The sequence below is a fragment of the Roseateles sp. GW835-FHT13E02 genome (assembly GCF_058794035.1).
Genome location: NZ_JBXAGJ010000016.1, coordinates 75,277 through 101,545 on the forward strand (window position 1 = coordinate 75,277; position 26,269 = coordinate 101,545).

26 protein-coding genes are annotated in these 26,269 nt (G+C 71.0%); 4 read left to right on the forward strand and 22 right to left on the reverse strand.

Annotated elements, in window-relative coordinates:
- Window positions 1-9: 9 nt before the first annotated feature.
- From AC1Q6P_RS16255 to AC1Q6P_RS16355, 21 genes are all read right to left on the reverse strand, one after another.
- Window positions 10-2,922, reverse strand: coding sequence for a serine/threonine-protein kinase (locus AC1Q6P_RS16255; protein ID WP_492665097.1), 2,913 nt, complete (start codon window positions 2,920-2,922; stop codon window positions 10-12).
- 144 nt (window positions 2,923-3,066) lie between these two features.
- Complete coding sequence (gene sctT / locus AC1Q6P_RS16260) at window positions 3,067-3,870, reverse strand: type III secretion system export apparatus subunit SctT (RefSeq protein WP_492665098.1); 804 nt, start codon at window positions 3,868-3,870, stop codon at window positions 3,067-3,069.
- 15 nt (window positions 3,871-3,885) lie between these two features.
- Window positions 3,886-4,155 (reverse strand): type III secretion system export apparatus subunit SctS, encoded by a 270-nt coding sequence (gene sctS, locus AC1Q6P_RS16265; protein WP_102769071.1) that lies wholly within the window; start codon window positions 4,153-4,155, stop codon window positions 3,886-3,888.
- An 11-nt stretch (window positions 4,156-4,166) separates the two neighbouring features.
- Window positions 4,167-4,811 (reverse strand): type III secretion system export apparatus subunit SctR, encoded by a 645-nt coding sequence (gene sctR, locus AC1Q6P_RS16270; protein WP_271010004.1) that lies wholly within the window; start codon window positions 4,809-4,811, stop codon window positions 4,167-4,169.
- A complete protein-coding gene (locus AC1Q6P_RS16275; RefSeq protein WP_492665099.1) occupies window positions 4,808-5,710 on the reverse strand; it encodes a hypothetical protein in 903 nt (300 codons plus the stop codon). The genes sctR and AC1Q6P_RS16275 overlap by 4 nt, the downstream gene beginning before the upstream one ends.
- A complete protein-coding gene (locus AC1Q6P_RS16280) occupies window positions 5,704-6,402 on the reverse strand; it encodes a response regulator transcription factor (protein ID WP_492665100.1) in 699 nt (232 codons plus the stop codon). Before AC1Q6P_RS16280 ends, AC1Q6P_RS16275 begins: the two co-directional genes overlap by 7 nt.
- Before the next feature lie 6 nt (window positions 6,403-6,408).
- Complete coding sequence (locus AC1Q6P_RS16285; RefSeq protein WP_492665101.1) at window positions 6,409-7,593, reverse strand: sensor histidine kinase; 1,185 nt, start codon at window positions 7,591-7,593, stop codon at window positions 6,409-6,411.
- Window positions 7,594-7,605: 12 nt separating this feature from the next.
- Window positions 7,606-8,547 (reverse strand): hypothetical protein, encoded by a 942-nt coding sequence (locus AC1Q6P_RS16290; RefSeq protein ID WP_492665102.1) that lies wholly within the window; start codon window positions 8,545-8,547, stop codon window positions 7,606-7,608.
- The gene (locus tag AC1Q6P_RS16295; RefSeq protein WP_492665103.1) at window positions 8,544-9,230 is read right to left on the reverse strand and encodes a GNAT family N-acetyltransferase; all 687 of its coding nucleotides are present in this window, start codon (window positions 9,228-9,230) and stop codon (window positions 8,544-8,546) included. Before AC1Q6P_RS16295 ends, AC1Q6P_RS16290 begins: the two co-directional genes overlap by 4 nt.
- On the reverse strand, window positions 9,217-9,960 hold the full coding sequence (locus AC1Q6P_RS16300) for a hypothetical protein (protein ID WP_492665104.1): 744 nt from the start codon (window positions 9,958-9,960) through the stop codon (window positions 9,217-9,219). Before AC1Q6P_RS16300 ends, AC1Q6P_RS16295 begins: the two co-directional genes overlap by 14 nt.
- Window positions 9,951-10,466 (reverse strand): hypothetical protein, encoded by a 516-nt coding sequence (locus tag AC1Q6P_RS16305; RefSeq protein ID WP_492665105.1) that lies wholly within the window; start codon window positions 10,464-10,466, stop codon window positions 9,951-9,953. The genes AC1Q6P_RS16300 and AC1Q6P_RS16305 overlap by 10 nt, the downstream gene beginning before the upstream one ends.
- Window positions 10,463-11,806, reverse strand: a complete 1,344-nt coding sequence (locus AC1Q6P_RS16310; RefSeq protein ID WP_492665106.1) for a FliI/YscN family ATPase — start codon at window positions 11,804-11,806, stop codon at window positions 10,463-10,465. Before AC1Q6P_RS16310 ends, AC1Q6P_RS16305 begins: the two co-directional genes overlap by 4 nt.
- Window positions 11,806-12,453 (reverse strand): FliH/SctL family protein, encoded by a 648-nt coding sequence (locus AC1Q6P_RS16315; RefSeq protein ID WP_492665107.1) that lies wholly within the window; start codon window positions 12,451-12,453, stop codon window positions 11,806-11,808. Before AC1Q6P_RS16315 ends, AC1Q6P_RS16310 begins: the two co-directional genes overlap by 1 nt.
- On the reverse strand, window positions 12,450-13,046 hold the full coding sequence (locus AC1Q6P_RS16320) for a hypothetical protein (protein ID WP_492665108.1): 597 nt from the start codon (window positions 13,044-13,046) through the stop codon (window positions 12,450-12,452). Before AC1Q6P_RS16320 ends, AC1Q6P_RS16315 begins: the two co-directional genes overlap by 4 nt.
- The gene (gene sctJ / locus AC1Q6P_RS16325) at window positions 13,039-13,827 is read right to left on the reverse strand and encodes a type III secretion system inner membrane ring lipoprotein SctJ (protein ID WP_492665109.1); all 789 of its coding nucleotides are present in this window, start codon (window positions 13,825-13,827) and stop codon (window positions 13,039-13,041) included. The genes AC1Q6P_RS16320 and sctJ overlap by 8 nt, the downstream gene beginning before the upstream one ends.
- Before the next feature lie 9 nt (window positions 13,828-13,836).
- The gene (locus AC1Q6P_RS16330) at window positions 13,837-14,289 is read right to left on the reverse strand and encodes an EscF/YscF/HrpA family type III secretion system needle major subunit (RefSeq protein ID WP_492665110.1); all 453 of its coding nucleotides are present in this window, start codon (window positions 14,287-14,289) and stop codon (window positions 13,837-13,839) included.
- The gene (locus AC1Q6P_RS16335; RefSeq protein WP_207795981.1) at window positions 14,286-14,582 is read right to left on the reverse strand and encodes a hypothetical protein; all 297 of its coding nucleotides are present in this window, start codon (window positions 14,580-14,582) and stop codon (window positions 14,286-14,288) included. Before AC1Q6P_RS16335 ends, AC1Q6P_RS16330 begins: the two co-directional genes overlap by 4 nt.
- 51 nt (window positions 14,583-14,633) lie before the next feature.
- The gene (locus AC1Q6P_RS16340) at window positions 14,634-15,908 is read right to left on the reverse strand and encodes a SctD/MshK family protein (RefSeq protein WP_492665111.1); all 1,275 of its coding nucleotides are present in this window, start codon (window positions 15,906-15,908) and stop codon (window positions 14,634-14,636) included.
- Window positions 15,905-17,737: a type III secretion system outer membrane ring subunit SctC gene (gene sctC / locus AC1Q6P_RS16345; RefSeq protein WP_492665112.1), complete on the reverse strand. Its 1,833-nt coding sequence runs from the start codon at window positions 17,735-17,737 to the stop codon at window positions 15,905-15,907. The genes AC1Q6P_RS16340 and sctC overlap by 4 nt, the downstream gene beginning before the upstream one ends.
- 15 nt (window positions 17,738-17,752) lie before the next feature.
- Complete coding sequence (locus AC1Q6P_RS16350; RefSeq protein WP_492665113.1) at window positions 17,753-19,777, reverse strand: FHIPEP family type III secretion protein; 2,025 nt, start codon at window positions 19,775-19,777, stop codon at window positions 17,753-17,755.
- Window positions 19,774-20,676 carry a lytic transglycosylase domain-containing protein gene (locus AC1Q6P_RS16355; protein ID WP_171826701.1) on the reverse strand — a complete coding sequence of 301 codons (903 nt, stop codon included), beginning with the start codon at window positions 20,674-20,676 and terminating at the stop codon, window positions 19,774-19,776. Before AC1Q6P_RS16355 ends, AC1Q6P_RS16350 begins: the two co-directional genes overlap by 4 nt.
- A 272-nt stretch (window positions 20,677-20,948) precedes the next feature.
- On the opposite strand from AC1Q6P_RS16355, the gene sctU reads away from it, so the two are divergent.
- From sctU to AC1Q6P_RS16375, 4 genes are all read left to right on the forward strand, one after another.
- Window positions 20,949-22,256, forward strand: coding sequence for a type III secretion system export apparatus subunit SctU (sctU, locus tag AC1Q6P_RS16360; protein ID WP_492665114.1), 1,308 nt, complete (start codon window positions 20,949-20,951; stop codon window positions 22,254-22,256).
- A gap of 226 nt (window positions 22,257-22,482) precedes the next feature.
- A complete protein-coding gene (locus AC1Q6P_RS16365) occupies window positions 22,483-23,175 on the forward strand; it encodes a hypothetical protein (RefSeq protein ID WP_492665115.1) in 693 nt (230 codons plus the stop codon).
- A 171-nt stretch (window positions 23,176-23,346) separates the two neighbouring features.
- On the forward strand, window positions 23,347-24,633 hold the full coding sequence (locus AC1Q6P_RS16370) for a hypothetical protein (protein WP_492703257.1): 1,287 nt from the start codon (window positions 23,347-23,349) through the stop codon (window positions 24,631-24,633).
- A gap of 245 nt (window positions 24,634-24,878) precedes the next feature.
- A complete protein-coding gene (locus tag AC1Q6P_RS16375) occupies window positions 24,879-25,523 on the forward strand; it encodes a DUF6683 family protein (RefSeq protein ID WP_492665117.1) in 645 nt (214 codons plus the stop codon).
- A gap of 20 nt (window positions 25,524-25,543) precedes the next feature.
- Here AC1Q6P_RS16375 and AC1Q6P_RS16380 read toward each other — a convergent pair whose 3' ends face one another.
- The gene (locus AC1Q6P_RS16380) at window positions 25,544-26,179 is read right to left on the reverse strand and encodes a lysozyme inhibitor LprI family protein (RefSeq protein WP_492665118.1); all 636 of its coding nucleotides are present in this window, start codon (window positions 26,177-26,179) and stop codon (window positions 25,544-25,546) included.
- Window positions 26,180-26,269: the final 90 nt, after the last annotated feature.

The window sequence follows — 26,269 nt, forward strand, 5'->3', positions numbered from 1 at the left end:
GCCCACCCATCACGAGCTGATGAAGGCCGCTCCCAGTGAAGCGCGCGGCCGGGCCGACGGTGGCTTGCCGGCCTGGATCCAGGCCTGCAGGCTGGCGCCCAGGCTGTCCAGCGGGTGGCCGCTGGGCAGGGTGGCGGGGCGGCGTGTGAGGGCTCGGTCCAGGCTGGCCTGAGCGGCTTGGGTCTCGCCCTGAAGCAGCTGGGTGTAGGCCAGGTCCAGATGGGCCGACCAGCTGAAGGCGGTGGCCGGGTCGGTGCTGGCTTCCAGCGCCGCCACGCGCTTGTCCTGCAGGCTGCGGCTGCGGGCCAGATCGCCCTGGCCGCGCGCGAGCTGGGCCTCCACCATCAGCAAGCGTGATTTGCCATGCGCTTCGCGGCGGTTGCTGGCGTCGATGGACTGCATGCAGAGCTCGGCCAGCGCGGCCTCGTCGAAGGCCAGGGCCACCTCGGCCAGGTCCAGGGCAATGCCGCTGCGCTGCCTTTGCGTGAGGCTGCTGTTCTGGCGCAGTCGATCGAGCAGCTGCATCAGCTCCTGCCGCACGCGGCCTGGCATGGCTGGCACCTCGCTGCGGGCCTGCGGCGGCTTGTTGCTGCCGCCGGCGGTCTGCAGTTGGTGGCGGGTCTGGGCGATCAAGGCCATGCTGAGCAGGCGCAGCTGCGCGCTCTCGGGCCAGGTCTTGTCGCGCGCTGCCGTGTCGATCAGGCTCTGCACCTCTCGCTGCGCCTCGCCGTATTGGCCGCGTGCGAGGAAGTATTCGGGGATGAAGCCGCGGTGCTCCAGGAAGCTCAGGTCATTGCCCGGGCCCAGCACACGGTTCATGTCATCGATCAGCTTGCGGTGGGTTTGCAGCGCGCCCTCGAACTGGTTCAGTCGCAGCAGATCGGTCAGGTGGTTCTGGCGGATCACCAGCATCTGCATGGCCAGCTTGGGATCGCGCGTGTCCCACAGGTCACGCGTGGCTTCCAGCGCGGCCAGGGCCTCGCGTGGCCGGCCCTGCTCGTTGCGCAGCACGCGCAGATTGTTGAGGTAGTCGGCCCGCTCGAGCGCGCCGCCCGGGTGCAGGCGCTGCTGCAGGGCGCCGCTTTGGGTCAGGATGCGTTCGGCGTCGTCCAGCCGCCCCAGGTGCATGGCATTGGCGGCCAGCACCTGCAGGGTCAGGCTGTGCGGTTCGGAGATCTCGCCGAAGGTCTTGACGATGGCGCCGCGCAAGGGCTCGAGCAAGGCCATGGATTCCACATGGTGGCCGCTGATCTGCCACAACCAGGCCTGGCCCAGCTGGGCTTGCAGAGCCTGCGGGCTGCCGGCGCCGTGGCGCTCCAGAGCCAGCTGAGTCCATTGCTCGGCCAGGGGGAAGGCGGCGTCGAAATGGTTGAGGGCGCCAAAGGTGTTGCTCAGCACCTCGAGCAGGCGCAGCCGGGTGTCGGGGTCGTTGGCGAACTTCTGCGGCAGCTCGTCGCGGCTTTCCATCAGCAACTGCAGCACGGTGGGCCACTGGCCGCCATGGGCCTCGGGCGTGGCGGTGGCCAGCAGGTCGGTCAGGTAGCGCGTCACCTGGTCGGACTGGCGCGCCGCGGCATCGGCCCGCTGCCACTGCCAGGTGGCCACGCCCAGGCCGGCGCCCAGGCTCAGCAGCACCAGGCTGCCCGCGCCTACCGCCAAGGCATTGCGGCGCAGCAGCAGGCGGGTGCGATGGCGCCAGTCTTCGCGGCGCACGCTCACCGGGCGGTGCTCCAGCCAGCGCTGCAGATCGTTGATCAGCTCGCGCACGCTGCCGTAGCGATCGGCCGGCTTCTTGCGCAAGGCCTTGGCAACGATGGCCTCCAGATCCCCCTGGGCCAGCTGGGCATCGGCCGGCAGGCCCGGGCTGGCCGGGTCGTAGTGCGCGCCCGTGTGCTCCGCGGCAACGGCCAGGCGCAGCGGTTCATCATGCAGCAGCGCGCGCTCGGTGGCGGTGCGCTTGCTGCCGCGCGGCGCGAAGGGCAGGCTGCCGCTGAGCAGCTCGAACAGCATCACGCCGAGGGCGAAGACATCAGCCCGGGTGTCGATCAGGTCGCCCAGCAGCTGCTCGGGGGCGGCGTAGTTGAGCGTCAGGCTCAGGCCGGCCTGGCGGGTCAGGTCGTGGTTGGCGTCTCCCGGCTCGTCTTCCAGCAGGGCGGCGATGCCGAAGTCCAGCAACTTGGGCTGGCCATCGGCCTGCACCAGCACATTGGTGGGCTTGAGGTCGCGGTGCACGATCAGCTGGGCATGGGCGTGGTCCACCGCCTCGGCCACGCGGATCAGCAGCTGCACGCGCTCGGTCAGGCGCGGGCATTGGTGCAGCACATGGTCGTTGAGCGCGCGGCCCTCGACATGCTCCAGCACCAGATAGGCCTGGCCCTGGGCGCCGATGCCGGCGTCCAGCAGGCGGGCAATGCCGGGGTGGTTGAGCCGGCCCAGCACCGCGCGTTCGCGCGCAAAGCGGGCGCCCAGCTGGCGGGCATCGAGGTCGCTGCGCAGCAGCTTGATGGCAGCACGGGCCTGATAGAGCCCATCGGCCCGCTCGGCCAGCCAGACCTCGCCCATGCCGCCCTGGCCGATGCGCGAGAGCAGAGACCAGGCGCCCAGACGCTGGGCCGGTGCTTGCGGGGCGGGCAGGGGCGTGGTGGGCGTGGCTTCGTGCGCGCCCGGCTCGCGATCGACCGATACGGCGGCAGCCGGCCTCGGTGCCGGCTCGCGCGGGCTGGTGGTAGGGGCTGCAGTCACCCGTGGCCCGACGCTGGGCAAGGTGGCTTCATTGGCCAGCAGATCGGCCACCTGCCGGGCCAGCTCTGCATCTTCCTGGTGCAGCCGGGTCAGCCAGGCCTGCCGCGCGCCGGCGCTGAGATCCAGCGCTTCATTGAGCAGGGCGGACAGGCGTTGCCATTGGGCACGATCGGCAGACATGGGTGGGTAGAGGGGCGCAAAGCCGGATCAGCAGGAACATCAGGGGAAGGGCTGGGCGACTGTACGCCAAGCTTGTGACGGCCGAACCCCCCACTTGCCCCTAGCCATGAGCCCCGCTCCGCACCGGCCCGACCGTGGCCGGTGTCAGCGCCAGAGCTGCAGCAGCAAGGCCTTCAAGGCCGCTGGCTGCAGCATCAGCTGGCCGCCCAGCTGCTCAGCCAGAAAGGCCAGCTGCAGCCACAGCAGCCAGACCACCGCCACGCTCTTGAGCGAGCTGGCCACCGAGGCCACATTGAGCTGTGGCGCAAAGCGGTTGATCAAGCCCATGGCCATGTCCATCACCCAGCTCAGCAGCAGGGCGGGCGCAGCGATCAAGAGGCTCAAGGCCATCAGGCGGCCGAAGCCGGTCTCGAACAGGCGCGCGCCGCCGGGCCAGAGGGTCAGGTCTTGCCCATGCAGGGGCAGCAGGGCATAGCTGTCCAGTAAGCTGCCCACCATCAGCATGAAGCCGCCGCTGCTCATGAACACCCAGCCCGCCAGGCGCGAGAGCAGGGCGCCGTTCAGCGAGGTCTGGTGCCCGCCCAGCGGATCGACGATCTGCGCCGTGGTGGCGCCGATCTTGGTGTCGATGATCTGCCCCGCCGCCTCGAAAGCCCAGAGCAGCAGGGCCCAGAAGAAGCCCAGCGCCGCACCGATGAAGACCTCGCGCCCCAGGCACAGCAGCAGGCCCCAGGCATCACCCCAGGGCAGTTTCGCCTGCAGCAGGGCCGGCCCTTGCAAGGCCATGGCCAGGCCGGCCAGGCTCATGAAGATGGCATTGCGCACCAGGCTGGGCACGACATCCTGGCTGAACAGGGGCAGCAGCAGGAAGGCCGTGGCGATGCGCGCGGCGCACAGGCCCCAGAGCAGCAGGGCCTGGCCCAGGTCCAGGGTGGCGAGAAAGTCCATGCGGCGCGCCCGCGCTCAGCGCCGCACCAGGCTGGCGAAGTCGCTGAACACCCGGTCGCTGAACTGGTACAGCCCGCCGCCCAGCAGCGAGGCGGTGACAAAGAGCGTCAGCACGATGGCCAGGAACTTGAGCAGAAAGGGCAGGGTCTGCTCCTGCAGCTGCGTGGCCGCCTGCACAAACGCCACCAGCAAGCCCACCACGGCCGCCACCAGGATCGGCGGTGCCGACAGCAGCAGCACAAACCACAGCGCCTGCTGCGTCAGCTGGATCACTTCGTTGTTCATGGGTCTGGGCCTCAGTGGTAGGTCAGGATCAGGCCGTGCACCAGCTTCACCCAGCCGTCGATCAGCACGAACAGCAGCAGCTTGAAGGGCAGGGACACGGTGGTGGGCGAAAGCATCTGCATGCCCATGGCCATCAGGATGTTGGCCACCACCAGATCGACCACCAGAAAGGGCAGGAAGATCAGGAAGCCGATCTCGAAGGCCACCGACAGCTCGCTCACGGTGAAGGCCGGCACCACGACGATGAAGTCGCGCTCGCTCAGGGCTTCTGCCGCATCGGGGGGCAGGGAGCGTTGCGCCGTCTTCAGAAAAAAGGCGCGCTCCAGCGGCCGGGTGTGGCGGATCAGGAACTCGCGCAGCGGTTCCTTGGCCTGGTCGGCCGCGGCCAGCATGGCCTGGGCATTGCTGCCCAGGGGCTTGTCACCGATGCGCTGCTGCATCTGCACCCCGACCGGGTACATCACATACACGCTCAGCACCAGGGCCAGGCCATTGAGCACGATATTGGGCGGGGTCTGCTGCAAGGCCAGGGCATTGCGCAGCAGGCCGAACACCACCACCAGCTTGGTGAAGGAGGTCACCATCACCGCGACGAAAGGCGCCAGCGACAGCAGCACCACCGTCAGCAGGGCCGAGGCGGGCGAGAACTGATTCAGATCCATGCACGCTCCGCCTGCAGCTGGGCGCAGCGCTCGGGCGCGCACAGCTCGGTCACCCGCAAGGCCTGACCCCGGCCCCAGCCCAGGCGCTCGCCGCGCGCCAGCTCGCAGTCGGGCTGCTGGCCGCTGCGGTCCACCCACCACAGGCTGATGGGCGTGGCGGGCAGCAAGGCCGTGGCCAGCGGCGCCCAGCCGAACAGGCGCTCGGCCGGCAGGGGCTCGGCCAGGGCCTGGCGGAACTCCAGCACGCCGCTGCCCGGCGCGCGCGCGGCCAGGCCGCTGGGGCGGTCGAACCAGCTGGCTTCGCTGCCGGCGCACAGGCTGCGCCCCCAGGTCGGGGCCATGGCGGTGCAGGCGGCGGGCAGGCGCAGCCAGGCCTGCCAATCGCTGCAGAAGCTGGCCTCGATCAGCAGCACGCTGCCCAGGGTCAGGCCGGCCAGGTCTTCGGGGGGCAGGTCTTGCCGGCCCAGCAGCAGCTCGGCCGCCAGGGCCGGCCATTGCAGGCCCAGCAGGGGCGGCGGCGCCGGGCGCTGGAACAGGGGCGCGGCCTCCAGCTCCAGGCCTTGCGGGCCGCCGAACTCGTCGGTCCGGTGGCCCCAGGCGATGGCGGCGCGCAGCCGGCCCGGTGCGGCACCGGGGCCCGCCGCCTCGGCCGGTGCCCAGTGCAGCAGCTCGCCCGGGGCCAGCCAGTCCTCCAGGGCATCGAGCCAGGTGGCTGCGCGGTGCAGCAGCAGGGCGGCCTGGGCGGGGCTGTGCAGCTCAGGGGGCAGCAGCAGCTGCACCGGGCCGCTCGGGCTGTCGGCGGCCAGGCTGAGCCGGGTCGCATGGCCCTCCGCCGCAGGCTCGTGCAGGCGTTCGCCCCGCGCTGCGGGTGCTTGCGGGGCCGGGCTCAGCATGCGCCCTCCACCTGGCGGCTGACCATCATGCGCGTCAGCTCGGCCACCGAGCGTGCGCCCATCTTGCCCATGCCGCGGGCGCGGTAGAGCTCGATGGTCTTGACCGAGAGCTGCATGCGGTCGGCGATGTTCTTGTTGTAGATGCCCTGGATCACCCAGCCCAGCACCTCGCGCTCGCGCGGCGCCAGCGTGGCCTCGCGGCGGCGGAACTCCTGCGCGCCGGGGCTGTCGCCGGCCTCGGCCTTGCTGTGCGGGCCGGCCTCGTCCTCCGGCGCGATCTGCTTGGCCTGCTGCTGCTGCTGTCGCGCCTCCATGCGGGCAAAGGCGGCTTGCAGCGCGCGCTCCAGGGCCTCCTCGTCGAGCGGTTTCTCCAGAAAGCTGACCGCGCCTTTTTGCATGGCGCGCACCGCCAGGGCCACATCGGCATGGCCGCTCATATAGACCACGGGCAGGTCCAGGCCGCGCTCGTTCATGCGGTCATGCAGATCCAGGCCCGAAATCTCGGGCATGCGCACATCCATCAGCACGCAGCCGCGCTCGGCGCTCGGGTGCCGGCCCAGGGCTTGCAGCGCCTGCTCCGGGTCGCCGAGGGCCTGCACCTGGTAGCCGGCGGCATCGAGCCAGAACTCGGCCGAGGCGCGGAAATCGGCGTTGTCGTCGATCAGGTAGATGGTGGGTGAGGGCTGGGACATCGGGCTTCACTCCAGGCGGACGGGTTGGGGAGAGGGCGCGGCCAAGCGATCCGCCGCGCTGGCGGGGGCGCCGCTGTCGAGCGGCAGGTCGATGTGGAAGCTGCAGCCGCGCTCGGGATTGCGGCTGAACCAGAGCCGGCCCTGGTGCAGCTCGATGAAGGAGCGGCAGATGGCCAGGCCCACACCCATGCCCGAGGGCTTGGTCGAGGCGAAGGGCACGAACAGGTTTTTTTCCGCCGCCTCGCTCAGGCCGCAGCCGTTGTCCTGCACCTGCAGCAGGGCCTGGCCCTGCTCGCTGCGCAGGCGCAGACCCAGGCGCGGTGTCGTCTGGGCGGGAGGCTGGCGCATGGCGTCCAGGGCGTTGCGCATCAGATTGACCAGCACCTGCTGCAGCATCACCGCGTCGCCGCGCACCAGCAGGGGTTGGCTGGGCAGGTCCAGGCTCAGCTGCACCTCGCTGCGCTGCAGGTCCCAGTCCAGCAGGCCCAGCGATTCACGCAGCAGGGCCGCCAGGTCCAGGCGCTGCAGGCGCGGCTGGCGCGAATGGGTGAACTCGCGGATGCGCGTGATCACCCGGGCCGCAAAACTCAGCTGTTCCAGCGCCCGTTCGAGCGCGCCGCTTTCCTCGCTGCTGAGCGCGGCGGCGGGCTTCTCGGCCGCGCGCCGCGCCAGACGCATGCGCAGGCCGCGCAGCAGATTGCTGGCCGCGCCGATGGGCTGGTTCAGCTCATGGGCCAGGGTGGTGGCCATCTCGCCGACCGAGATCACGCGCGAGGTGAAGAGCAGTTGCTCGCGGTCGTCCAGCTGGCGCTGCAGCACGCGGGCGCGCTCGCGCCGGTCCTTCAGGCGCAGCAGGCAGCGGCCCGGGGCCAGCGGCAGGGCGCTGGCCTCCCACTGCGCGGCGGGGCTCAGGCTCAGCGGCTGCAAGAGGCCGCTCGGCGCCAGCGCCTGCAAGGCCAAGAGCAGGCCGGGCAGGGCTGCGTCCAGCGCTGCCAGGCTGCTGCCTTCCGGCAGGCTGGGCCAGGCGGCCTGCCAGGTGCGCGAGGCCCAGACCAGGCAGCCATGCTCCAGCAGGGCGGCGGTTTCGCCCAGGCGGCTGAGCAGGCTCAGGCTGTCCGCCGAGAGGCGCTCGCTCCCGGCTTCGGCGTCGGCGTGGGTGTGGGTGTGGGTGTCACAAACAGCAGCGTTCATCGTCATCCTCGTTCAATTCCAGTCCGTCGAGCCGCACATCCAGGGTTCCGGGCTGGCCAGCAGCCACACGCTCCACTGCGGGCCCAGGGCGCTGCGAAAGGCGCGCGCCGCATCCAGGCGCAGGCCCAGGTCCTGCCAGCGCTGCCCGGCCTCGCACAGCGGGCCCAGCTGCAAGGCGATGCGGGCGCGCGCCTGGCCGGGCTCGGGGCTGGGGCGCAGCTGCCAGGCCAGGCCGGGCGAGGGGGCTTCTTTCACCGCATGGGCCATCAGGCAGGTGGCCGGGCCCGCGTCAGGGCGGCCCGCCGCTGCGGCATGGCGCCACTGCATCTGCACGCGCCAGCGCGGGCCGTTCAGGCTCAAGCCCGTGGGCCCAGCCTGCCCATGCAGCAGGGCCGCCCAGCCGGCCAGGGCACCGAGCTCAGAGCCTTGCGTGGCCAGGGACTCGGCCGGGCAGGCCAGCAGCACACGCCGGCCCTGCGCCCATTGCTCGCGCGCACGCTGCAGGATCAGCCGCGCCTCGGGCAGGCTTGATTGCTGCCAGCGCCGCAGCAGCAGGGGGCGCCAGTCGGCGGGCTCGGCCTCTTCGGCCGCGCCGGGGCGGGCCGGGCTTCTGTGTTCTTCCGCCGCGCGGTGTTCCTGCTCCTCCTCTTCCTCCTCAAGCTCGGCCTGCACCGGTGTCGGGCGCGTGCGCGCCAGCTGGGTCGGGTCGGCCAGCAGGCTGCTCAATCGCAGGGGCTGGCTGGGCGCCACGGCCTGGGCCGCGGCGGCTTCGGGCGGCAGCTGGGCCTGTTCGGCCGGCTCGGCGCTCTTGCCGTCCGCGCCGCCGACCGTGCTGGTGATCGGGCTGCTGGCGCCCAGACTCTCCTGCGCGCTGCGCCAGAGCGCGCTCATGCGCAGGCTCTGGTCGAGAGGGCTCAGGCCGCCCACCGCAGCGAGTCCTTCAATGCCACTCATGCCCGCCCCTCGCGATGGGCGCGCAGGCCGCGGGCACGGCGCGCACGTGGCGACAGGGCGAGGCTGTCCTGCCAGGCACTGCGCTCCAGTTGGGCGTAGACGGCTGTCTGGCCTTCGTACGCGTCCAGCCCCTGCTCGGCAAAGCCCAGGGCAGCCAGGCAGGCCCGGGCCGAACGGTTGTCCGGGTGGCAGGTGGCCCAGACGCGCGCCAGGCCCAGGCCCTCGAAGGCATGGCGCAGCAGCAGCTCGCCGCCTTCCAGCGCCAGGGCACCGCCCCAGGCGCTGGGCAGCAGGCGGCTGCCCAGCTCCACCGCCTCCGGCCCACGGGCGGGCAGGGGCATGAGGTTGAACCAGCCGATGAAACGCGGCGTCAGCCCCGGCTCGGCCTGCGGCGTCGAGGCATGCCAGATGCCCAGGCCCTCGTGCTGGCGGTACACGGCCTGGATGTTGTGCAGAAAGCGCCAGGCCACCAGGCCCTGGTCCAGGGCGGCATCGTCGAGCAGCCAGGCGCGCAGGCGCGGCTCCCGGTGCATGGCCACCAGGTCCATCAAGTCCTCGCCCCAGAACTCGCGCAGGGCCAGGCGTGGGCCGCGCAGCCAGGGTTCGGGCCTTTGGTTGGGCAAGGGGCTGGGCAACAGGAGCGGCGTGAGCATGGGGCGGGCGTCGGCCTCAATCGTGTCCATGCGCGTCCTCCTCGGCGCTGTTGTCTTCATCGGCCCGGCTCGGGGCGCGGCCCTGCAGGCTCAGGCCTTCCAGTTGCAGTCCTTTGCGACGCAGGCGCTCGCTGAGCGCCTGGCCTTGCTGTTGCAGCAGCAGGCGCTGCTCCTGCCCGGCCGTGTGGGCCAGCGCGGGCGCGGCCAGCTGCAGGGTCCAGGCACTGCCGCCGCCCGCGGCCAGGGCCTGGCGCTCGGCCTGCAGCAGCCAGCCGCTGTGCAGGGGCTGCGGATTCAGCTCCAGCTGCCACTGCTTCGCTTCCGCGGAGCTGGGCGCGTCGGGCAGCAGCGGCCGCGCCGGCTCGGGCAGAGGCGCGGCGCTGGGGCCAGGTCTTGCCGGCTCGGCGGGCGCCGGCGGGCGCAGCGGCGCCGGGCCCTCGCTGGCGGCGGGCGGGGCTTCTGTTGGGAGGGGGCGTTGCATGGCCGCTGGCGACCAAGCCGGCAGTGCCAGCTGGGCCAGGGCCTCGGCGGGCAGGCGGGCTGCTTCTTCCTCGCTTGCCGCGCGCTTGTGGCTGCGAGGTGCCGGGGCCGCAGACTCGCGCTGCGGCGTTCGCGGCGGCTGCTGGCGCTGGCGCTGACGCAGGCTGCGCTCAAAGCGCAGGGCCAGGCTGTCGAGCGCGGTCACGGGCTCGGTGCCAGGCGAACGCTCCGGGCTGCCGGTGTCCTTCGGCGCCTCGGACGGGGCAGGGCTCAGGCGCATGGTCGGCGTTCCTCCAGCGCCAGTTCGCGGCGCTTCTCCTGAGCGGCCAGGCGCTGCTGGCGCTGGGCCTGCAACAGACCCTGGGCCAGGTCCTCGCGCTCCTGCAGCCGGGCCAGCTCTTGCTGGCGCGCGCGCAGCGTGTCCTGCGCCCGCTCCAGCGCGTGCTCGTCGTCCAGCAAGGCGTATTCCTCACGTTCCAGCCATTCATCGAGCTGGGCCTGGCGGGCGCCGGCTTGAGCGCTCCAGCGCGGCAGCTGCGGCGCCAGGGGGCCGCCCAGGTCATCTTGCAGCTGCTGGCGTTCGCGGCGCCGCTGCTCGATCCGCCGCTGGCGCTGCTGCACGGCCTCCTGCGCCTCGGCCAGGGCCTGCGCGGCCTGGGCCCAGGCGCTTTCGGCGCGGCGCCGCCGCAGCTGGCGCAGTTGCAGCAGCTGCTGGGCAGACGCGGGCTCCAGCTGCAGATGGCGCAGCTCGCGCAACTGACCGTGCGGGGAGGCGCTCGGGTTCATGCCAGGGCCTCGCGCAAGGCGGCCTGGGTCTGGGCCCAGGGGCTGGCTTCCAGCGGCGGCTGGCGCAGCAGGGCCTGCAGCTGCGGCAGGCGGGCGATGGCCTCGTCGGCCAGTGGGTCGCCGCCGGCCCGGTACTCGCCCACGCGCAGCAGGAACTCCACCTCGGCATGGCGGGCCAGCAGGCGCCGCAGATGGGCGGCCTGCGCCTGCTGCTCGGGCGTGGTGACGCGCTGGAACACGCGGCTGACGCTGGCCAGCACATCGATGGCCGGGTAATGCTGCTGCTGCGCCAGCTTGCGCGAGAGCAGCACATGGCCGTCGAGGATGGAGCGCACCTCCTCGGCGATCGGGTCCTCGCCGTCCTCGTCCTCGGCCAGCACGGTGTAGAAGGCGGTGATAGAGCCTTGATCGTCATTGCCGGCGCGCTCGAAGAGCTGGGGCAGCTCTGCAAACACCGAGGGCGGGTAGCCGCGCCGCACCGGCGGCTCGCCGGCCGAGAGGCCCAGCTCGCGCAAGGCGCGGGCGTGGCGGGTGACCGAGTCCATCATCAGCAGCACCCGCTGGCCCTGGGCCCGGAAACCCTCGGCCAGGGCGGTGGCGGCCAGGGCGGCGCGGGCGCGCTCCAGGGCCGGGCGCTCCGAGGTGGAGACCACCAGCACCGAGCGGGCCAGGCCCTCGGGGCCCAGCGCGTCCTCGATGAACTCGCGCACCTCGCGGCCGCGCTCGCCGATCAGGGCGATCACATTGACATCGGCGCGCGCATGCCGGGCCAGCATGCCCAGCAGGGTGGACTTGCCGCCGCCGGCCATGGCGAACACGCCGACGCGCTGGCCCTCGCCCACGGTCAGCAGGGCGTCGATGGCGCGCACGCCGGTGCAGAAGGGCTGGGCCACCATGCGCCGGGTCAGCGGGTGGGGCGCCGGGCGCATCAGGGGCACGCGCGCCAGCCCGGGCGGCAGGGGGCGGCCGTCCATGGGCTCGCCCAAGCTGTCCAGCACGCGGCCCAGCAGGCCGGCACCGCAGGGCAGGCTGGCCTGCTCGGCCGTCACCTGCACCAGGGCGCCCACCGGCAGGCCTTGCAGCGAGCCAAAAGGCGCCAGCAACAGTTCACCGTCCAGGTAAGCGACCACCTCGGCGCACAGCGCTGGATGCTCGGGCCGTGCCGGGTCAAAGACGCGGCAGCTCTGGCCGATGCGGGCGCGCAGGCCGCGCACGCGCAGCAAGGTGCCCAGCGCTTGCACCACCCGGCCCTGCTCGGCCACGGCCTGGGCATGCTGAAGCTGGTGCAGCAGCTGCGCGGTGGGGCGGGCCCCGGCTGCGGGCAGGGTGGCTGTGTCCATCAGGGCTGTACCTCGATGTCCACCGCCACGCCCAGGCCCCAGCTGGCGGCGATGCGGGCCAGCTGGGTGGCCAGGGCGGCATCGGCTTCGCCCAGGGTCGAGCTCAGGCGGCAGGCCTCCTGCGGCAGGGCGGCGTCGGCCAGCAGCTGCATCTGGCCAGACGCCAGGCTGGGCGCCAGCAGCTCGCGCAAGCCCTGTTCATGCGCGGGGTGCACGCGCAGCAGCACCGGCGCCGCCTCGGGCAGCAGGCTGCGTGCGGCTTCCTGCGCCAGGCGGGCCAGTTGTTCCGCCTCGGGCAGCTGGCCGATCAGCTTGCGCGCCACCTGCAGGGCCAGCAGGGCCACGTCCTCGCGGCGGCTGTGCAGGGCCTGTTGCTGGCTGCGCTCCCAGGCTTGCAGGGCAGCGGCCCATTCCTGCTGCACGGCGGCCAGGGCGGCCTGGCGGCCCTGTTGCAGGCCTTGGGCCAGGCCCAGGGCCTGGGCATCGGCACAGGCCTGCTGGCAGCGCAGCTCTTGTTCGCGGGCCAGCTCCAGCAGGCGCTCGCGCAGGGCTTGCAGGCTTTCGAACTCGGGCAGCTCATGGGCCGCGAACAGGCGGCGTGGGCTGGCCAGCGAGGGGGCGTGCTCATGCCACAGCAGATAGCTCATCGCGTGTCTCCTGGGCCGGCCGGAATCGAGAGGGTCAGGCCTTGCGCCAGCGCCTGCGCGCGCTGCAGCAGGGCCTGGGCATGGGCGGCCGGCATCATCAGCTCGGCCAGCGGCGCCAGGGCCTGGCTGGCGGCATGGCGCAGGGCGCCGTGCGGCAGGGTGCCGATCAGCACGGCGGCGCCACAGCTGCGCAGCAGCTCGGCCACGGCGGCCGGGTCCTGGGGGCTGGGCTCGCTCAGCGGCCAGTCGGGCAGCTCGGCCGGCAAGCTGGCATCGCGCGCCCGGTCGGGCTCTTGCAGCAGGGCTTGCACAAAGCTCGGGCCCAGGGCTTGCAGCAGGGCCTGCACGCGGGTGCGGCAGATCCAGCGCCGCAGAGCCGGGGCGCAGAACACCGCGCCCACCTGCATCTGCAGCTGGCGCAGCTCGGGCTCGGGGCGGGCCAGCCATTCCGGGGCGGTCTCCAGCGCCTGCCAGCTGAGCTGGGGCGTGGCGCGCGGGGCGCTGCGCATCAGGCGCAGGGCCAGGCGGGCCAGGGCGGCCTGGTGCTCGCGCAGCCGGCGGCGGTCCTGCAGATGGGGGTGGTGATCACGCATGGGGCGTGCCTCCGGGGGCGCTGGTGGGCAGGGCCAGTTCGGCGCCGGGCTCCTGGCGGGTGGCCGCACTGCGACGCTGGCGCAGCAGCCAGGCACCACCGACCAGGCTCAGGCCGGCCAGGCCCAGGCTCAGGGGCCAGAGGGCCGAGGCCTGTGTGGCCACCGGCGCCTCGGCGGCCGGGCCCCGCTGGGCCGGGCTGGCCGGGCTCGCCGGAAAGAGGGCCACCGTCACCTTCTCGGCCGGCAGGCCTTCGACGCTGTTCACCACCAGGGCGCGGATCTTGGGCGCCAGCAGGGCCAGGTCGGCATCGGGCCGGTGCTTGATGAAGATGGAGGCGGCCGAGGGTTGGGGCTTGTCGATCAGCGGATGCTTCTCGGGCACGACCAGGTGCACGCGCGCCGCCACCACGCCGTCGATGCTGGCCACCGTGTGCGAGAGCTCTTGCGAGAGGGCATAGAGCAGGCGCGCGCGTTCCTCCAGCGGCGTGGAGACAAAGCCCTCGCGCTTGAAGACCTGGCCCAGGTTGTCGAAGCTCTCGCGCGGCAGGCCTTGGGCGCGTAGCAGGCGCACGGCGGGCGGAAAGTCCGCCGCCTGCACCTGCACGGCGTAGGCTTTTTCTTCGCGCAGCTTCTGCGCCTCGATGCCGGCCTCGCGCAGGGCGGCCACCACCTCGTTGGCCTGGCGTTCGCTCAGGTCGGCGTACAGGGTCTGCTCCTGGCAGCCGGCCAGGGGCAGCAGGGCGGGCAGGCAGATCAGCAAAGCGCTCAGAGGGCGTCGCATATCGGGCTCCTAGCCTTGTTGGCGGAACAGCTGCTGCAGCCCGTCCGAACTGCGGTTGGCAATGTTCGAGGTCAGCTGGCAATGGAACATGAACTCCTGGCAGCGCAGGGTCAGCTGCACCACCTCGCCCGGGCTCAGGTCGGCGCCGGCCTGGCGTGCGGCTTCGGCCATCTGGGCCAGGCTGCTGGCTTCGCTGTTGATGTGGTCGAAGGGCTTGAAGACCTGGGCCACGGCCGTGGACGGGGCCGTCACCGGCTCTGGGCCCAGGGCCGAGCCCTGGCTCTTGAGCTGGGCGCGCTGCAGCGCCTGCTCGAAGCCGCCCAGGTCGGCCAGCGACAAGCCATAGCCGGCGGACAGGCCCGCAGACTGGCCCGGGTTGGGTGCGCCCAGCCCCAGGGTGGGGCCGGCGCCCAGCGGCGCTGCCAGTGCCGCGGACGAGGAGGCGATGGCCAGGCTGCTCATTGCTTGCGCGCCATGGTTTCCAGCGCCGAGCCCACGGCCGCCAGGGCGGTGTGAGAGGCATTGCTGAGGTAGCCCATCTCCATGGACATGGCGGTCAGCTGGGTCACATCGGCCGGCTTGTCCTGGCCCTGGTCCATGGCGGCGGACTTGGTGCTGATGGCGTCGGCCTTGGCGTCCAGCACCTTGCCCCAGGCGTCGGCCATGGCTTCGAACCAACTGCCGTTGCCGCTGCTGCTGCCGCCGGCGATGGAAGAGGTGTTGTTGATGCTGCTGCGTTGGATGTTGTTGCTCATGATCGTGGTCCTCGTGAAGGGCTGTGGTTCTGGGGGTGGGGTGAAGGCGGTTCAGAAGTCGATGCGGCTGGTGCGGCCTTCGCGCTCCAGCAACAAGGCCTGGGGCTGCACAGCCACCAGGCGGTGGCCGCTGGGCAGGACGGCGCCGACGAAGTAACGCGCACCATCGGCGGTGATCAGATGCGGCAGGCCCTGGCTGACCAGGGCGACGATGCGCTTGCCCGGCTCAGCGCCGGCCGAGGGCAGGGTGGGCAGGCGGCTGTCGCTGGGGCCTGTGGCGCTGGCGTCGGCCCGCGTCGGGGCGGGCGGTGTGCTCAGCTCCAGGCTGCGCAGCTGGGGCAGGGCGCTGCGCAGCTGGGCCAGGGCCTGCTGCCAGGCTTCAGGTGGGGGGCCGGACAGGGCGCCGGAGGCCGCGGGCGCGGCCGGCTCCAGCCGCACCTGGCCGAGGCCGAAAACGTTTGCACGCACTTGGAAGCCTTGCATCTGCAGCAGTTCCTCCACGGCCGCGGCCAGCTGGCTGTCGACCTGCAGCGCCTGCATCGAGGGCAGGGGCGGCCGCAGGCCCAGAGCCAGCAGGCGCTGTTGCAGCTGCGCCTGCTGGCTCTGGCCGGCCACACGGCCGCTCAACACCGGCTGGCCCTGGGCATCGCGGCTCAGCTGCAGGGCCGCGAACTCGGGCTCATGCTGCAGCTGGCTGATCAGGGCTTGCAAGGCGGGCATGGGGTCGCGCACCGGCGCGGGCGCGGCGGGCCGCCCCTGCCAGGCGCAGGCCAGGCCGGCCAGGGCCAGGCCGGCGCCGGCTGCGGCCAGCCAGAGTTCGTGGCGACGCGTCGGGCCTGCGGGGGCCGCTGTGTGGCCTGCTCCGTGGCCGGTATCGCCACTCAGCTCCGGCATGGCCAGGGGCTCGTCCGTCGATGAGGCCCGGGCGTTGACCGGGTGCAGCGACCAGATGGCGGCGGTGCGCTCGCCAAACGCCAGCACCAGATCCGGCCCCAGCTGCAGGGCGCAGTGGGCCGGCCAGTCGAAGGCGTCGCCGGCCTGCAAACGCTGTTCACCGAGCAAGGCCTGGCCTTGCAGCAGCTCGGCGCGGCACAGCGGGCCTTCGAGCTGCAGGCGCAGCAGGGCAGGCTCGCGCGCCTGCAGCAGCAGATCGGCCGATTCGGCCTCGGGCCAGTGCAGGGCCGGGCCGGCCGCCAGACTCAGGGCCTGGCCGGGCCGCAGATCGGCCCGCGCGCCCGCCTGCGCGCCGCTGAGCACGCGCAGCTCCAGCGCGGGCAGGGCGGCGAAGCTGGGTTCCTGGGCGTGGGGCTGCGCGGGGCGGCTCATGGCTGGCTGCCTCCGGCGGGGGGCAGGGTGCTGTCGCTGCCGGCCGGCGCCGGGCTGGGCTCGGCGGCCCGACCCAGTGCGCTCTCTGCGGCCGCCAGGCGGCCTGCCGAGGCCAGGCGCGGCGTGATCAGGAACATGCGCTCGACCCGCGAGCCTTTCTCGCTCTGGCTGCGGAACAGCGAGCCCAGCAGGGGCAGATCGCCCAGCACCGGCACCTTGTCCTGGCCGCTGGAGCTGCTGTCGCGCACCATGCCGCCGATCAGCAGGCTCTCGCCCTCGCCGATCAGGGCCTGGGTCTGGATGGTGGCGCGCTCGACCACGGGGATCTGGTCCACCTGGTTGGGCGTGACGTTGCCGTCCTCCACCTGCACCAGCAGCTTGATGCGGGTGCGCTCCTTGTCCTGGAAGACATGGGGCATCACGCGCAGCGAGGTGCCGGCCGTGATGTTGAACAGGTCCACCTGCTCGCGCCCGGCCACCCGCACGTAAAAGGTGGAGCTGTGGTCGAACACCGCCTCGACATTGGACAGGGTCAGCACCTGCGGGCTGGACACCACCTTGGCCGCGCCACTGCCCTGCAGGGCATTGATGCGGGCCACGAACTGGTTGCGGTTGCCCAGCACGGCCGAGACAAAGCCGCCGCGGCCGCTGGGCGTGACATCACGGTCGCCGCGCAGGGCCAGATCGCTGGCCGTGCCGCGGCCGAACAGCAGCTCGCTGCCGCCGCCACCCGACCAGCGCCAGTTGATGCCCAGCTCGCGCAGGCGGTCGGTGTTGATGTCGATGACGGTGGCCTCGATCTCCAGCGCCTGCGGCTCCACATCGAGGGCCTGGATCAGGGCGGCATAACGCTCCAGCTTCTCGGGCTGGTCGCGCACGACGATGGCGTTCAGGCGCGGGTCGGCCTCGATGCGCGGGCCGGCGCCTGTGCTTTCGGCGCCGGGCTCGGCCGCCGCGCTGCGCGGTGCCAGGGCGGTCTTCAGTGCATCGGCATCGCGGCCACTGGCTGCGGTGTTGCCAGCGCCCGCGGGCGGCAGGCCCAGGGTGCCGCTGCCGGCTTGCAGGCCTTGGGCTGCCAGGCCTTGGCCGCGCAGGCCGGCTTGGTTGCTGGGGCGTTCGCGGCCGCTGTTGGCAGGCACACCGCTGGGCGCCGCGCCGACCAGGGCACGCAGGATGCTGGCCACGCCGGGCACGGTCAGGCTGCGGCCGGCCATGGCCATGTTCACATCCTGGGCCCAGGCGTAGCGCAGGTAGTAGACGCGGAAGTCCTCGCGCCCGACGCTGGGTTTGGCGGGCGCCTGGGCCGGGTCCAGGGCGCGCGCCAGCTCGGCCACCATCTCGATGAAAGCGGCATGGCCGCGCGCCTGGATGGCGCCATCGGCGCTGCGGCGCAGGCTGTTCTGGGCGTCGACCAGCTGCAGCTCCTCGGCGCTGCGCAGCAGCTTCTGCGCGGCCAGGGCGTTGAGGCTGAAGCTGCGCTGCTGGGCCTCGCGGGCGCTGGCGATGTGGGTGGTGTTGCCGTCGTGGAAGACCAGCAGCTTGTAGGCGCGCGCGATCTCGCGCAGCAGCTGCTGCGCCGGCATCTGGCTGAAGCGGCCGTTGACCTGGCCGCGCACGCCGGGGCTCAGCGCCACCGGCGCTTCCACCTGGGCGAACAGGTCTTCGAGAAAGGCGTCCAGGCCCTGCTCGCGGGCCGAGAGGGTGACCGGGCGCTCGCCCACCGGCCAGGGCACGGCCTGGGCCGGGCCGCCCAGCAGGACCAGGCTCAGCAGCAGGGCGCGACCGGCCGCAGGCAATGGGCAAAGTGGGGGCAGGGCACAGGGGAACATGGAGGGCTTCATCGCTCAGGCCGCCTCTTGCAGCAGCGGCGCCTGGGGCAGGTCCACCCGCTCGGCCACATCGAGCTGCAGGCTGGGGCTCAATTCATGGAAGGACAGCACCGGGTGGTCGAAGCACTCGGCCTCGATCAGCCGGCGCACATGCCAGCGCACATCGACGGCGGTGACGATGGCGCGCGCGCCGCTGCGCGCCAGGCTGGCCTGCAGCGCGGCGCTGATCTGCTGGGCCAGCTGCGGGTCCAGGGCCAGCTGGGCCACGCCGCCGTTGACGCGGATGGCCTGGCGCAGCAGGTCCTCCAGCGCGGGGCTCAGCATCAGGCAGGGCAGGCGGCCCTCGGGCGCCAGGCGGTGGCTGGTCTGGCGCTTGAGTGCAATGCGGGCGAACTCGGTCAGGGTCTGCACGTCTTTTTCACGCTGACCGGTTTCGGCCAGCGACTCCAGCACATCGCGCAGATTGCGGATGGACACCTCCTCGGCCACCAGCCGGCGCAGCACCTCGGCCACGCGCTGGATGGGCAGGCTGCGCAGCACCTCCTTGACCACATCGGGCAGCTCGGTGGAGGCGCGGGTCAGCAAGGCCGTGGTCTCCTGGATGCCCAGGAAGAGCTGGGCATGGCGGCGCAGCACCTGCTGCAGCTGGGCCAGAAGGGCCTGGCGGTCCATGCCTTCCTGCAGCGGGCCCTGGGCGATGGGCACCTCGTAGGCCAGCAGCTGCCAGCCGGGCTCGGCCTGGCCTGCGTTCGCTTGCATCTCGGCGCTTGCGATGCGGGGCGTGCGGCCATGCAGGGCGATGCGCGGCAGCTGCAGGCCGGCGGCCAGCTGGAACTGCTCGGTCATCTCGCCCAGCTCCTGGGCCAGGCGCTGGCCGGCCTCGCCTTGCAAGGCCGCTGGCGGCAACAGCAGCAGCAGGGGCAGGGCCGGCGGCAGCTGGGCTTGCGGGGCGGCCGCCACCGGCTTGGCCGCCTGGGCCCGGGCGGCCTGCAGCTGCGGCAGGGCGCGGCCGCTGGCGCGCTGCCAGCGGGCCGCCCATTCGGGCATCAGCAGCAGGCCGGCGGCCATCAGCACCGCGCCCAGCAGCACAAACACGGCGGCCGGAAAGCCCGGCACGGTGGCGAACAGCATGCACACCCCGGCCGCCACCACCAGCACGCGCGGCTTGGCGCTGAGCTGGCGGCGGATGGCATCGCCCAGGTGGCGCTCGTCTTCGTCGGCGGTGCGGGTGACGATCAGGCCGGCGGCCATGGCGCCCAGCAGGGCCGGGATCTGCGCCACCATGCCCTCGCCGATGGACAGGATGGAGTAGCTGTGCATGGCCTGGCTCAGGCTCATGTCCTGCTGCAGCACGCCCACCGAGAGCCCGCCCAGCAAGTTGATGGCGATGATGATGATGCCGGCGATGGCATCGCCCTTGACGAACTTCATGGCGCCGTCGAGGCTGCCGTGCAGCTTGGATTCCATCTCCAGCGTGCGGCGCTTGCGCTTGGCCTCGTCCTTGTCGATCAGGCCCGAGCGCAGGTCGGAGTCGATGGACATCTGCTTGCCGGGCATGGCGTCCAGCGAGAAACGCGCTGCCACTTCGGCGACGCGCTCGGCGCCCTTGGCGATGACGATGAACTGCACCACGGTGATGATCAGGAACACCACCAGGCCCACCACCAGATTGCCGCCGGCCACCAGCTTGCCGAAGGTGTCGATGATGTGGCCGCCGTTGGCGTGCAGCAGGATCTGGCGCGTGGTGGCGATGGACAGCGAGAGCCGGAACAAGGTGGTGATCAGCAGCACGCTGGGAAAGACCGCAAACTCCAGCGGGCTGCTGATGTAGATGGCCACCAGCAGCAGCACCACGCCCATGGCGATATTGGCGGCCACCAGCAGATCGAGCAGCCACAGCGGCAGGGGCAGCACCATCAGGGCGATGATGGCGATCACGCCCGCCACCAGCAGCAGGTCGACGTAGCGCGCCAGCCAGCCGTTCTCGCCCGGCGCCGCGGCGCCAGCGCCCTGGCGCAGGTAGGCGTGCAGGGCGCTCATGGCGCGGCCGCCCAGTCCCGCAGGCCCTGGTAGGCGCCCAGCACCTGCTGCACATAAGCCTGTGTCTCGGCATAGGGCGGCACCCTGCGGCCATGGCGCTCCACCGCGCCTTCGCCAGCGTTGTAGGCCGCCAGCACCAGGCGCAGGTCATTGCCAAAACGAGCCTGCAGGGTTTTCAGATAGGCGGCGCTGGCCTCGACATTCAGCGGTGCCTGCATCAACTCGCGCACCGGGTCTTTCAGGCCGAAACGCTTGGCCGTGGCCGGCATCACCTGCATCAGGCCGCGTGCGCCGGCCGGTGAGATCGCCTGAGGGTTGTGGCGCGATTCGACATGCGCAATGGCATGCAGCAGCAGGGGGTCGATGTCATGCCGCTCGGCGGCGGCACTCAGGGTGGCGGCCACACCGACGATGCGCTGTGTCTGGCCGGACTGGCCGTTCCTGGTGGTGATGGGCGCGCGGCGGCTGAGGTGCGTGGTCGCGGCGACGGGGGCCTCGGACTGGGGCTGGGTGTTCGTCTGCAAGGAACCCAGCTGCAAGATGCCGGAGACCGGGCCGCCCTCATACAGGTCCAGCTGGGCCGAACGGCTGGCCGCAGCGGCCGATGCGGGCGTGGGCTCGGTCTGTGCCAGTTCGGCACAGCTTTGTTCGATCAGGCGGAATTTGCTGCCGGCGTGGAAATGGCGGGGGCTGGGCGCGGCGATGGCATCGGCCGTCGAAGGCAGGCTGCAGCTCATGGCTTGGAGGGTCAGTGGGGTGACACCCAGACACACAGCGAGCAGGGCTCGCAATGGCTGCAGACCGCAGCGTCGTGCGCTGGAGACTGAAGGCATTTCCGGCATGGCCAGGCGACCATGCTCGCGGTCCACCGGGTGACCGCTGTCTTGTGGGTACTGCATTTTTTGACCACTCCCTGAATGCCTCGCACTATCCCGGCGCGATGTGCTGGCTTCAAGACCCGGAAGCGGAGTTTGTAATCAAGTGTGAGCGTCAGCGGATGGGTCGAGACTTCGCCTTCAGGTGTGTAAATAGCGGGTTAGCTGTACATCCCCCCTAGGACATAGTTGCTTACAAAAGATACGGATCTGTCATCGGCAGCCTGTCGGCCCTGCTTCAAAGTGTGCGTTTGTTCACGCGCTTCTGCGCGGGGTCGGGCCTGGCTCTGCCTCGCTTGAGCAGCGACAACAGCCCCTGGCAAGCGCACAGAAAGCATGAGATGGCCGAGAGCGGCGGCGACAAGACCGAGAAGCCCACACCCAAGCGATTGCAGGACGCGCGCAAGAAAGGCGATGTGCCCAAGAGCCGCGACCTGGGCACGACGCTGACCCTGCTGGTGTGGCTGGGTTTGTTTGCCGCTCTCTTGCACCCTGCAGCCCAGCGCCTGCAGGCGCTCAGCGAGCAGCTCTTCCATGCCCTCGCACAGGGCTGGGATGCCGATGGCTTCATCCTGGTGGCGCGCTCCCTTGGCGGGGCGGCGCTGGAGAGCCTGCTCTGGATCTGTCTGCTCCTGCTGCTGCCCGTGGTGGCGGTGGGCCTGCTCAGCGAGTTTCTGCAGGTGGGCGCGATCTGGGCCATGGACAAGGTCACGCCCAAGATGGAACACCTGAACCCGGCGGCCGGCATCAAGCGCATGTTCTCGATGGACAGCCTGATCGAGCTGCTCAAGAACATCATCAAGGCCAGCCTGCTGCTGTTTCTCGCCTGGCTGCTGCTGCGCTCACGTCTGCCGCAGTGGCTGGGCCTGGCACGCCAGGGCGGCGAAGACCCGCGGCCCCTGGCGGCCCTGCTCTGGGATGCCAGCTGGCGGCTGTGTGCCTGGACCTTGTGCGCCTTCTTGATCGTGGCCTTGCTGGACCTGCTGTGGCAGCGCCACTCCTTCACCAAGAAGATGCGCATGAGCCTGCGCGACATCAAGCAGGAGTACAAGGACAACGAGGGCGATCCCATGATCAAGGCCCAGCGGCGCCAGGCCCATGCCGAGTGGGCGCAGCAGAACTCGAACCAGGCCGCCCGCACGGCCAACGCCCTGATCGTCAACCCCACCCATGTGGCCATCGCCATCGACTACGAGCGCGAGCGCTGCCCCGTGCCCCTGATCAGCGCCAAGGGCGAGGGCGATGTGGCCGCCGGCATGCGCGCCGCCGCCGAGCAGGCGGGTGTGCCCATCGTGCGCAATGTGCCCCTGGCCCGCGATCTGCTGGCCCGCGCCGAAGTGGGCGAGGCCATCCCGCCCGATCTGTTCGACATCATCGCCGAGGTGATCCTCTGGGCCGCCGAGGTGCGAGAGGCCCTGGCGCGGGCTTCGGAGCCGGCCGCAGGCGCTCAGACCGGGCCGGGCGCCGAGGCCGACGCCACCGCGAGGCGCAGCCCGGTCCCCGGTGAAGACCTGACGCCCTATGCCGCACTGCGTGGCCGTTATCGCCCCGAGCCTGCTGCCGCTGCTTCGAATGCGGACAACCCTAGTTGGGGCCGTTCCTGACTGCCGATGGTCCTGACTTACGAAAGCGAGTTGAAAGGCGTGAAATTCATTCCGTCGGCACTGCAAGCCAAGCCCACGAGTCGCCAACCGGCGATCCGTGGACTCAAGGCAGCGGCCCTCAAGCAGCTCGCTTCCGACAGGAAGTGAACCTTTGTTTTCAAACCCGGCCTTGCCACCAGGTCTTCTTAAGCAAACGACCGGCCAAGGCCCCCTCAGGAGAATTGCAATGTCTGGAGCTTTGAACAGCGTGGTGGGTGGCGGTGGTGGTCTGCTGAGCAGCATCGGCAGCGTCATCGGTGGTGCGTTTGGCGGCCCGCTGGGCGCCATGATCGGCCAAGCCGTGGGCAACCTGGTCCAGTCGGCCATCGGCGATGCCATCAAGGACGGCATCAACCAGCTGCAACAGCAGCATGGCATGCCCAAGTTCCTGGGCGACCTGATCAAGGACCGTGCCGACAACGTCCTCGGCGGCCTGCGCAACAACGCCGTGCCGGCCGATGTGCAGAGCCTGGCTCAGCAGCAGTTCGGCGGCGCCATCGCCAAATTCAAGACCGACTTCCAGCAAGACTTCGTGCAGTCCGTGCTGGGCAACCGCAAGGCCCAGGGCAGTGGCGAAGAGTCCGACGGCGCTGGCGGCTGGCTGCAAGCCATTGCCAAGGCCATGGGCCAAGCCCTGGGCGACAAGGCCAAGCACTTGGTGGAGCTGTCGTCCAAGATGACCGATCTGCAGCAAGCCAAGTCCACGGCCACCGACCCCAAGGTCAAGCAGGAAGAAGACGGCAAGAACGCCCAAGAGTTCAACAAGACCATGACCGAGTTCCAGGCCACCGGCCAGGAGTACAGCATGTTGAACAGCGTGTTCTCGACCGCGATCAAGTCGCTGGGCGAAGCCCTGTCTTCGATGGCTCGCAAGCAGTAAGTCTGCGAGCAAGCCCGGGGCTCTTGGCCCCGGGTGTGGGCGCCCGCGAGGGGGCCCTGCGGCGGAGGGAGCTTTGGCTCTCTTCGCCGTTGGTGTTTGTGGTGCGCGTGTGGCCGCGGCTTCATGTGTGTGCTGTGGTTCAGTTTCAATCCAGAGTGAGGGAGTTTTGTCATGCAAGTCCAAGCCTTCGGTTCAGCCCCAGCGCCCAGGCCGGGCACCTCGATGCCCAACAAGCCGGGTTCGCGGCTGCTGGTCGTCGCCCTGCTCGCGGCCCTGAGCGCCTGTGGAGGCGGCGGTGGCGGCGAGGCCCCTGCTCCCGCACCCGCACCCGCACCCGCACCCGCACCCGCACCCGCACCCGCACCTGCACCTGCACCTGCACCTGCACCTGCACCTGCACCTGCACCTGCACCTGCACCTGCACCTGCACCTGCACCTGCGCCTGCGCCTGCGCCTGCGCCTGCGCCCGATCCAGCTTCGCCCAGCGCGCTGGGCCTGCTGGTGCGTGACCCGGCGGACACGCGTGTCGATGCGCAGGTGCTGGATCTGGCGACGGGGCAACAGATCGACCTGCCGCGCAGCGCGCGAGCGCAGGCGCTCGGCGTGTCAGATGCCTGGGCGGTCAGTCGGCCCACACGGGAACTGATCCGTGAAGACGGTGCCGAGACTGTGGACATCTTCAACTGGCCCGCGCTCACACTCGGTGCCAGTTTCAAGCTCGCGACGCAGACCAGCCCTGACGAAAAAGCCAAGCTCTTGCGCCTGCGCATGTCGCACGATGGCAAATACCTGGCAGCTTATGAATTCGCCACCAACTCCTCTCGCAAGACGCGGGCGCTGGTCTTCAATCGTCAGGGCCAGATTCTGTTGACGGGCTCCTATCAAGAGGCAGATGGCGGCGGTGGTTTTGACTGGCTGCCGGACGGTCGCCTCGCGTACTTCGAGAAGGGGCAGGTTCTGATCTACGACCCGGTTCAGAATCAGTCGGCCGCTGTGGCCATCCAGTTTCCGCCGGAGGCACGTGCCGGCAATGAGAACCTGGCGGTCAGCCCGGACGGCAAGACCCTGGCCATCGTCAAATGGGTGGGTCTGCGCAACAGCAAGGGTGAGACCCGTGAGGTGCCGGTGCTCTATCGTGCGCCGGTGTTGGGAGGTGCGGTGAGCGTGGTCGCGCAAGCCAGCCCGGAGCGGATGGACGACCCGGTGCGTCTGTCCATGCTCGACCTGTCCTGGTCGGCGGACGGTCAATGGCTGAGCTTTGTCGCGCAGGTGGGCGATGACCGCTACGGCGGCGGCCTGGGCGTCAGCGGATGCCCCTTGGCCTATGCCGTGTCTGCCACGGCCTCCACGCCCACCTTGATCGATGGCGTTCGTGACAGCGACAAGGCTTTGCGTGCCGCCAACATGGGGGGCGGGCGCGAGGCGGTGTACAGCTGTGGCCTGTTGAGCTGGTTCTGATCCCTGCGCTTGAATCGGCTGCGTCTCGGGAACCAGGGTTTGAGCCTGGCTGCCAAGCCCAGCCGCGCTGCGGCCGACGCGGCGTACCGCTGAGCGTCGGCACCCTGCAGACGCCCACGAACTGAACAAGCCCGCCAGCGCGAGAGGGAAACCCCATCATGTTGTCCATGCGTTTTCTGAAGCCTTTCGCCAGTCCAAGGTCTCGGCAAGTCAGGCCTCTTCGTCTCCAGCTCCGAGCCTCCGCCTTGATTTGGCGCCTGGCCCTCGCGCTGCCGGTGCTGCTGGCACCGCAGGCGCAGGCCCAGGTCTTGAATCCCTGGCCGCCCGCCGAGGCTGGTGCGGATTCGCGCACGCCCATCGCCGGCTTTTCGATCTCCTCGGGCCTGCGCCTGGCGGCCGATGGCGCCGAGCAGTGGCACAGCAATGCCGAGCAGCTGTCCAAGGTGTTCCCGGCCGCCCACCAGGACCGCATGCGCAAAGCCTACCTGCAGAGCAAGGATGTGTTCGTGCAGATCGAGCAGCGCCTGGGCTGGCCGCGCAACGATGTGGCCGGTGCGATGGCGGCCTTCATCGTGGGCAATTACATGGTGATGCGGGGCGTCGAGGTCAGCGATGCCCACACCCAGGCCCTGGCTGAGCAGCTGGCGGCCCAGCCGGACATGCTGGCCCGCCTGGGCGCCCAGACGCAGCAAGCCCTGCGCGGTCTCTACGAGCAATGCGCCATGGTCGGCACCTTCATGGCCCTGGCCCAGCTGAGCCAGAAGGCCAACCCCCAACCCGCGGCGCAGCAACAGCATCTGCGCGATGCCGCCCGCGCCAATCTGCAGCGGGTGCTGGGCCGCGAGCCCGAGCGCCTCAGCTTGGGGCCGAATGGTTTGGTGTGGCAGTGACTGTTGGGCGGTGCGGCTCGTCAACGAGCCGCTGAACTGCGACGGTAGCGAAACGCAAAGCTGCCGCCGTTGCCGCACAGCGAATCGGCCGCGGCTTGGGTGGCCGCGTCGTTGGCGATCTCCAGCGTGCCGTCAGCCTGGAGGCTGGCGGCCACCGGCTTGGTGCCGGGCATGAGCAGCTGCAGCCGGGCAGGCTGCGTGGCGCTGGCAGGCAGCAGATCGGCCTCGCCCTGCCATTCGCAAGTCCAGCGCGCGGTCTTGGGCTCGGCCGTCTGCAGGCTGACGCGGTAGCGCGTCGCAGCCGCAGGCCCGGTTGGCGTGGCCAGCACCGGGTAGAGGGCCAGGCTGCCCGTGCCGGGCAGCTCGAACACCCCCGCCCAGGGCAGCGAGCCGCCGCCTTGCAGCTGGCTCAGGCGCCCCTGGTAGGCCTCGGTGATGCAGGCCGCATCGGCCGCGCAGCGATCACGCGCCTTCAGCCAGGCCAGCTGGTCCTGTTTGAGCGCGCCATGCTGCGGATGCTCCTGCAGCGCGCTGTTCATGGCCTTCCAGGCCTTCTGCTGCTGCCGGTCCAGCCGACTCAACTCGGCGCTGGCGCAGATGGCTTTTTCGGTCGCGCTGCTGGCTTTGCGGCAGTCGAAGGCCGGGCCTGAGCTCACGCTTGACTCTGCAGCGGCCCCCACGGCCGAAGCCGAGAGGGCGGCGGCATGCGCGAGCAGCAGCAAACCCAGCGGTTTCAGGCGCCAGCT

What these genes read in the sequence shown, in the direction of transcription:
- AC1Q6P_RS16350 (WP_492665113.1), bottom strand. Translation starts at nt 19,777, where the DNA reads ATGAGCGCCCTGCACGCCTACCTGCGCCAGGGCGCTGGCGCCGCGGCG.
- AC1Q6P_RS16370 (WP_492703257.1), top strand. Translation starts at nt 23,347, where the DNA reads ATGCAAGTCCAAGCCTTCGGTTCAGCCCCAGCGCCCAGGCCGGGCACC.
- AC1Q6P_RS16335 (WP_207795981.1), bottom strand. Translation starts at nt 14,582, where the DNA reads ATGAGCAACAACATCCAACGCAGCAGCATCAACAACACCTCTTCCATC.
- AC1Q6P_RS16320 (WP_492665108.1), bottom strand. Translation starts at nt 13,046, where the DNA reads ATGCGTGATCACCACCCCCATCTGCAGGACCGCCGCCGGCTGCGCGAG.
- sctT (WP_492665098.1), bottom strand. Translation starts at nt 3,870, where the DNA reads ATGGACTTTCTCGCCACCCTGGACCTGGGCCAGGCCCTGCTGCTCTGG.
- AC1Q6P_RS16280 (WP_492665100.1), bottom strand. Translation starts at nt 6,402, where the DNA reads ATGTCCCAGCCCTCACCCACCATCTACCTGATCGACGACAACGCCGAT.
- sctJ (WP_492665109.1), bottom strand. Translation starts at nt 13,827, where the DNA reads ATGCGACGCCCTCTGAGCGCTTTGCTGATCTGCCTGCCCGCCCTGCTG.
- AC1Q6P_RS16340 (WP_492665111.1), bottom strand. Translation starts at nt 15,908, where the DNA reads ATGAGCCGCCCCGCGCAGCCCCACGCCCAGGAACCCAGCTTCGCCGCC.
- AC1Q6P_RS16355 (WP_171826701.1), bottom strand. Translation starts at nt 20,676, where the DNA reads ATGCAGTACCCACAAGACAGCGGTCACCCGGTGGACCGCGAGCATGGT.
- AC1Q6P_RS16275 (WP_492665099.1), bottom strand. Translation starts at nt 5,710, where the DNA reads ATGCTGAGCCCGGCCCCGCAAGCACCCGCAGCGCGGGGCGAACGCCTG.
- sctS (WP_102769071.1), bottom strand. Translation starts at nt 4,155, where the DNA reads ATGAACAACGAAGTGATCCAGCTGACGCAGCAGGCGCTGTGGTTTGTG.
- AC1Q6P_RS16300 (WP_492665104.1), bottom strand. Translation starts at nt 9,960, where the DNA reads ATGCGCCTGAGCCCTGCCCCGTCCGAGGCGCCGAAGGACACCGGCAGC.
- AC1Q6P_RS16310 (WP_492665106.1), bottom strand. Translation starts at nt 11,806, where the DNA reads ATGGACACAGCCACCCTGCCCGCAGCCGGGGCCCGCCCCACCGCGCAG.
- AC1Q6P_RS16285 (WP_492665101.1), bottom strand. Translation starts at nt 7,593, where the DNA reads ATGAACGCTGCTGTTTGTGACACCCACACCCACACCCACGCCGACGCC.
- AC1Q6P_RS16305 (WP_492665105.1), bottom strand. Translation starts at nt 10,466, where the DNA reads ATGAACCCGAGCGCCTCCCCGCACGGTCAGTTGCGCGAGCTGCGCCAT.
- AC1Q6P_RS16365 (WP_492665115.1), top strand. Translation starts at nt 22,483, where the DNA reads ATGTCTGGAGCTTTGAACAGCGTGGTGGGTGGCGGTGGTGGTCTGCTG.
- sctC (WP_492665112.1), bottom strand. Translation starts at nt 17,737, where the DNA reads ATGTTCCCCTGTGCCCTGCCCCCACTTTGCCCATTGCCTGCGGCCGGT.
- AC1Q6P_RS16315 (WP_492665107.1), bottom strand. Translation starts at nt 12,453, where the DNA reads ATGAGCTATCTGCTGTGGCATGAGCACGCCCCCTCGCTGGCCAGCCCA.
- AC1Q6P_RS16290 (WP_492665102.1), bottom strand. Translation starts at nt 8,547, where the DNA reads ATGAGTGGCATTGAAGGACTCGCTGCGGTGGGCGGCCTGAGCCCTCTC.
- AC1Q6P_RS16330 (WP_492665110.1), bottom strand. Translation starts at nt 14,289, where the DNA reads ATGAGCAGCCTGGCCATCGCCTCCTCGTCCGCGGCACTGGCAGCGCCG.
- AC1Q6P_RS16295 (WP_492665103.1), bottom strand. Translation starts at nt 9,230, where the DNA reads ATGGACACGATTGAGGCCGACGCCCGCCCCATGCTCACGCCGCTCCTG.
- AC1Q6P_RS16255 (WP_492665097.1), bottom strand. Translation starts at nt 2,922, where the DNA reads ATGTCTGCCGATCGTGCCCAATGGCAACGCCTGTCCGCCCTGCTCAAT.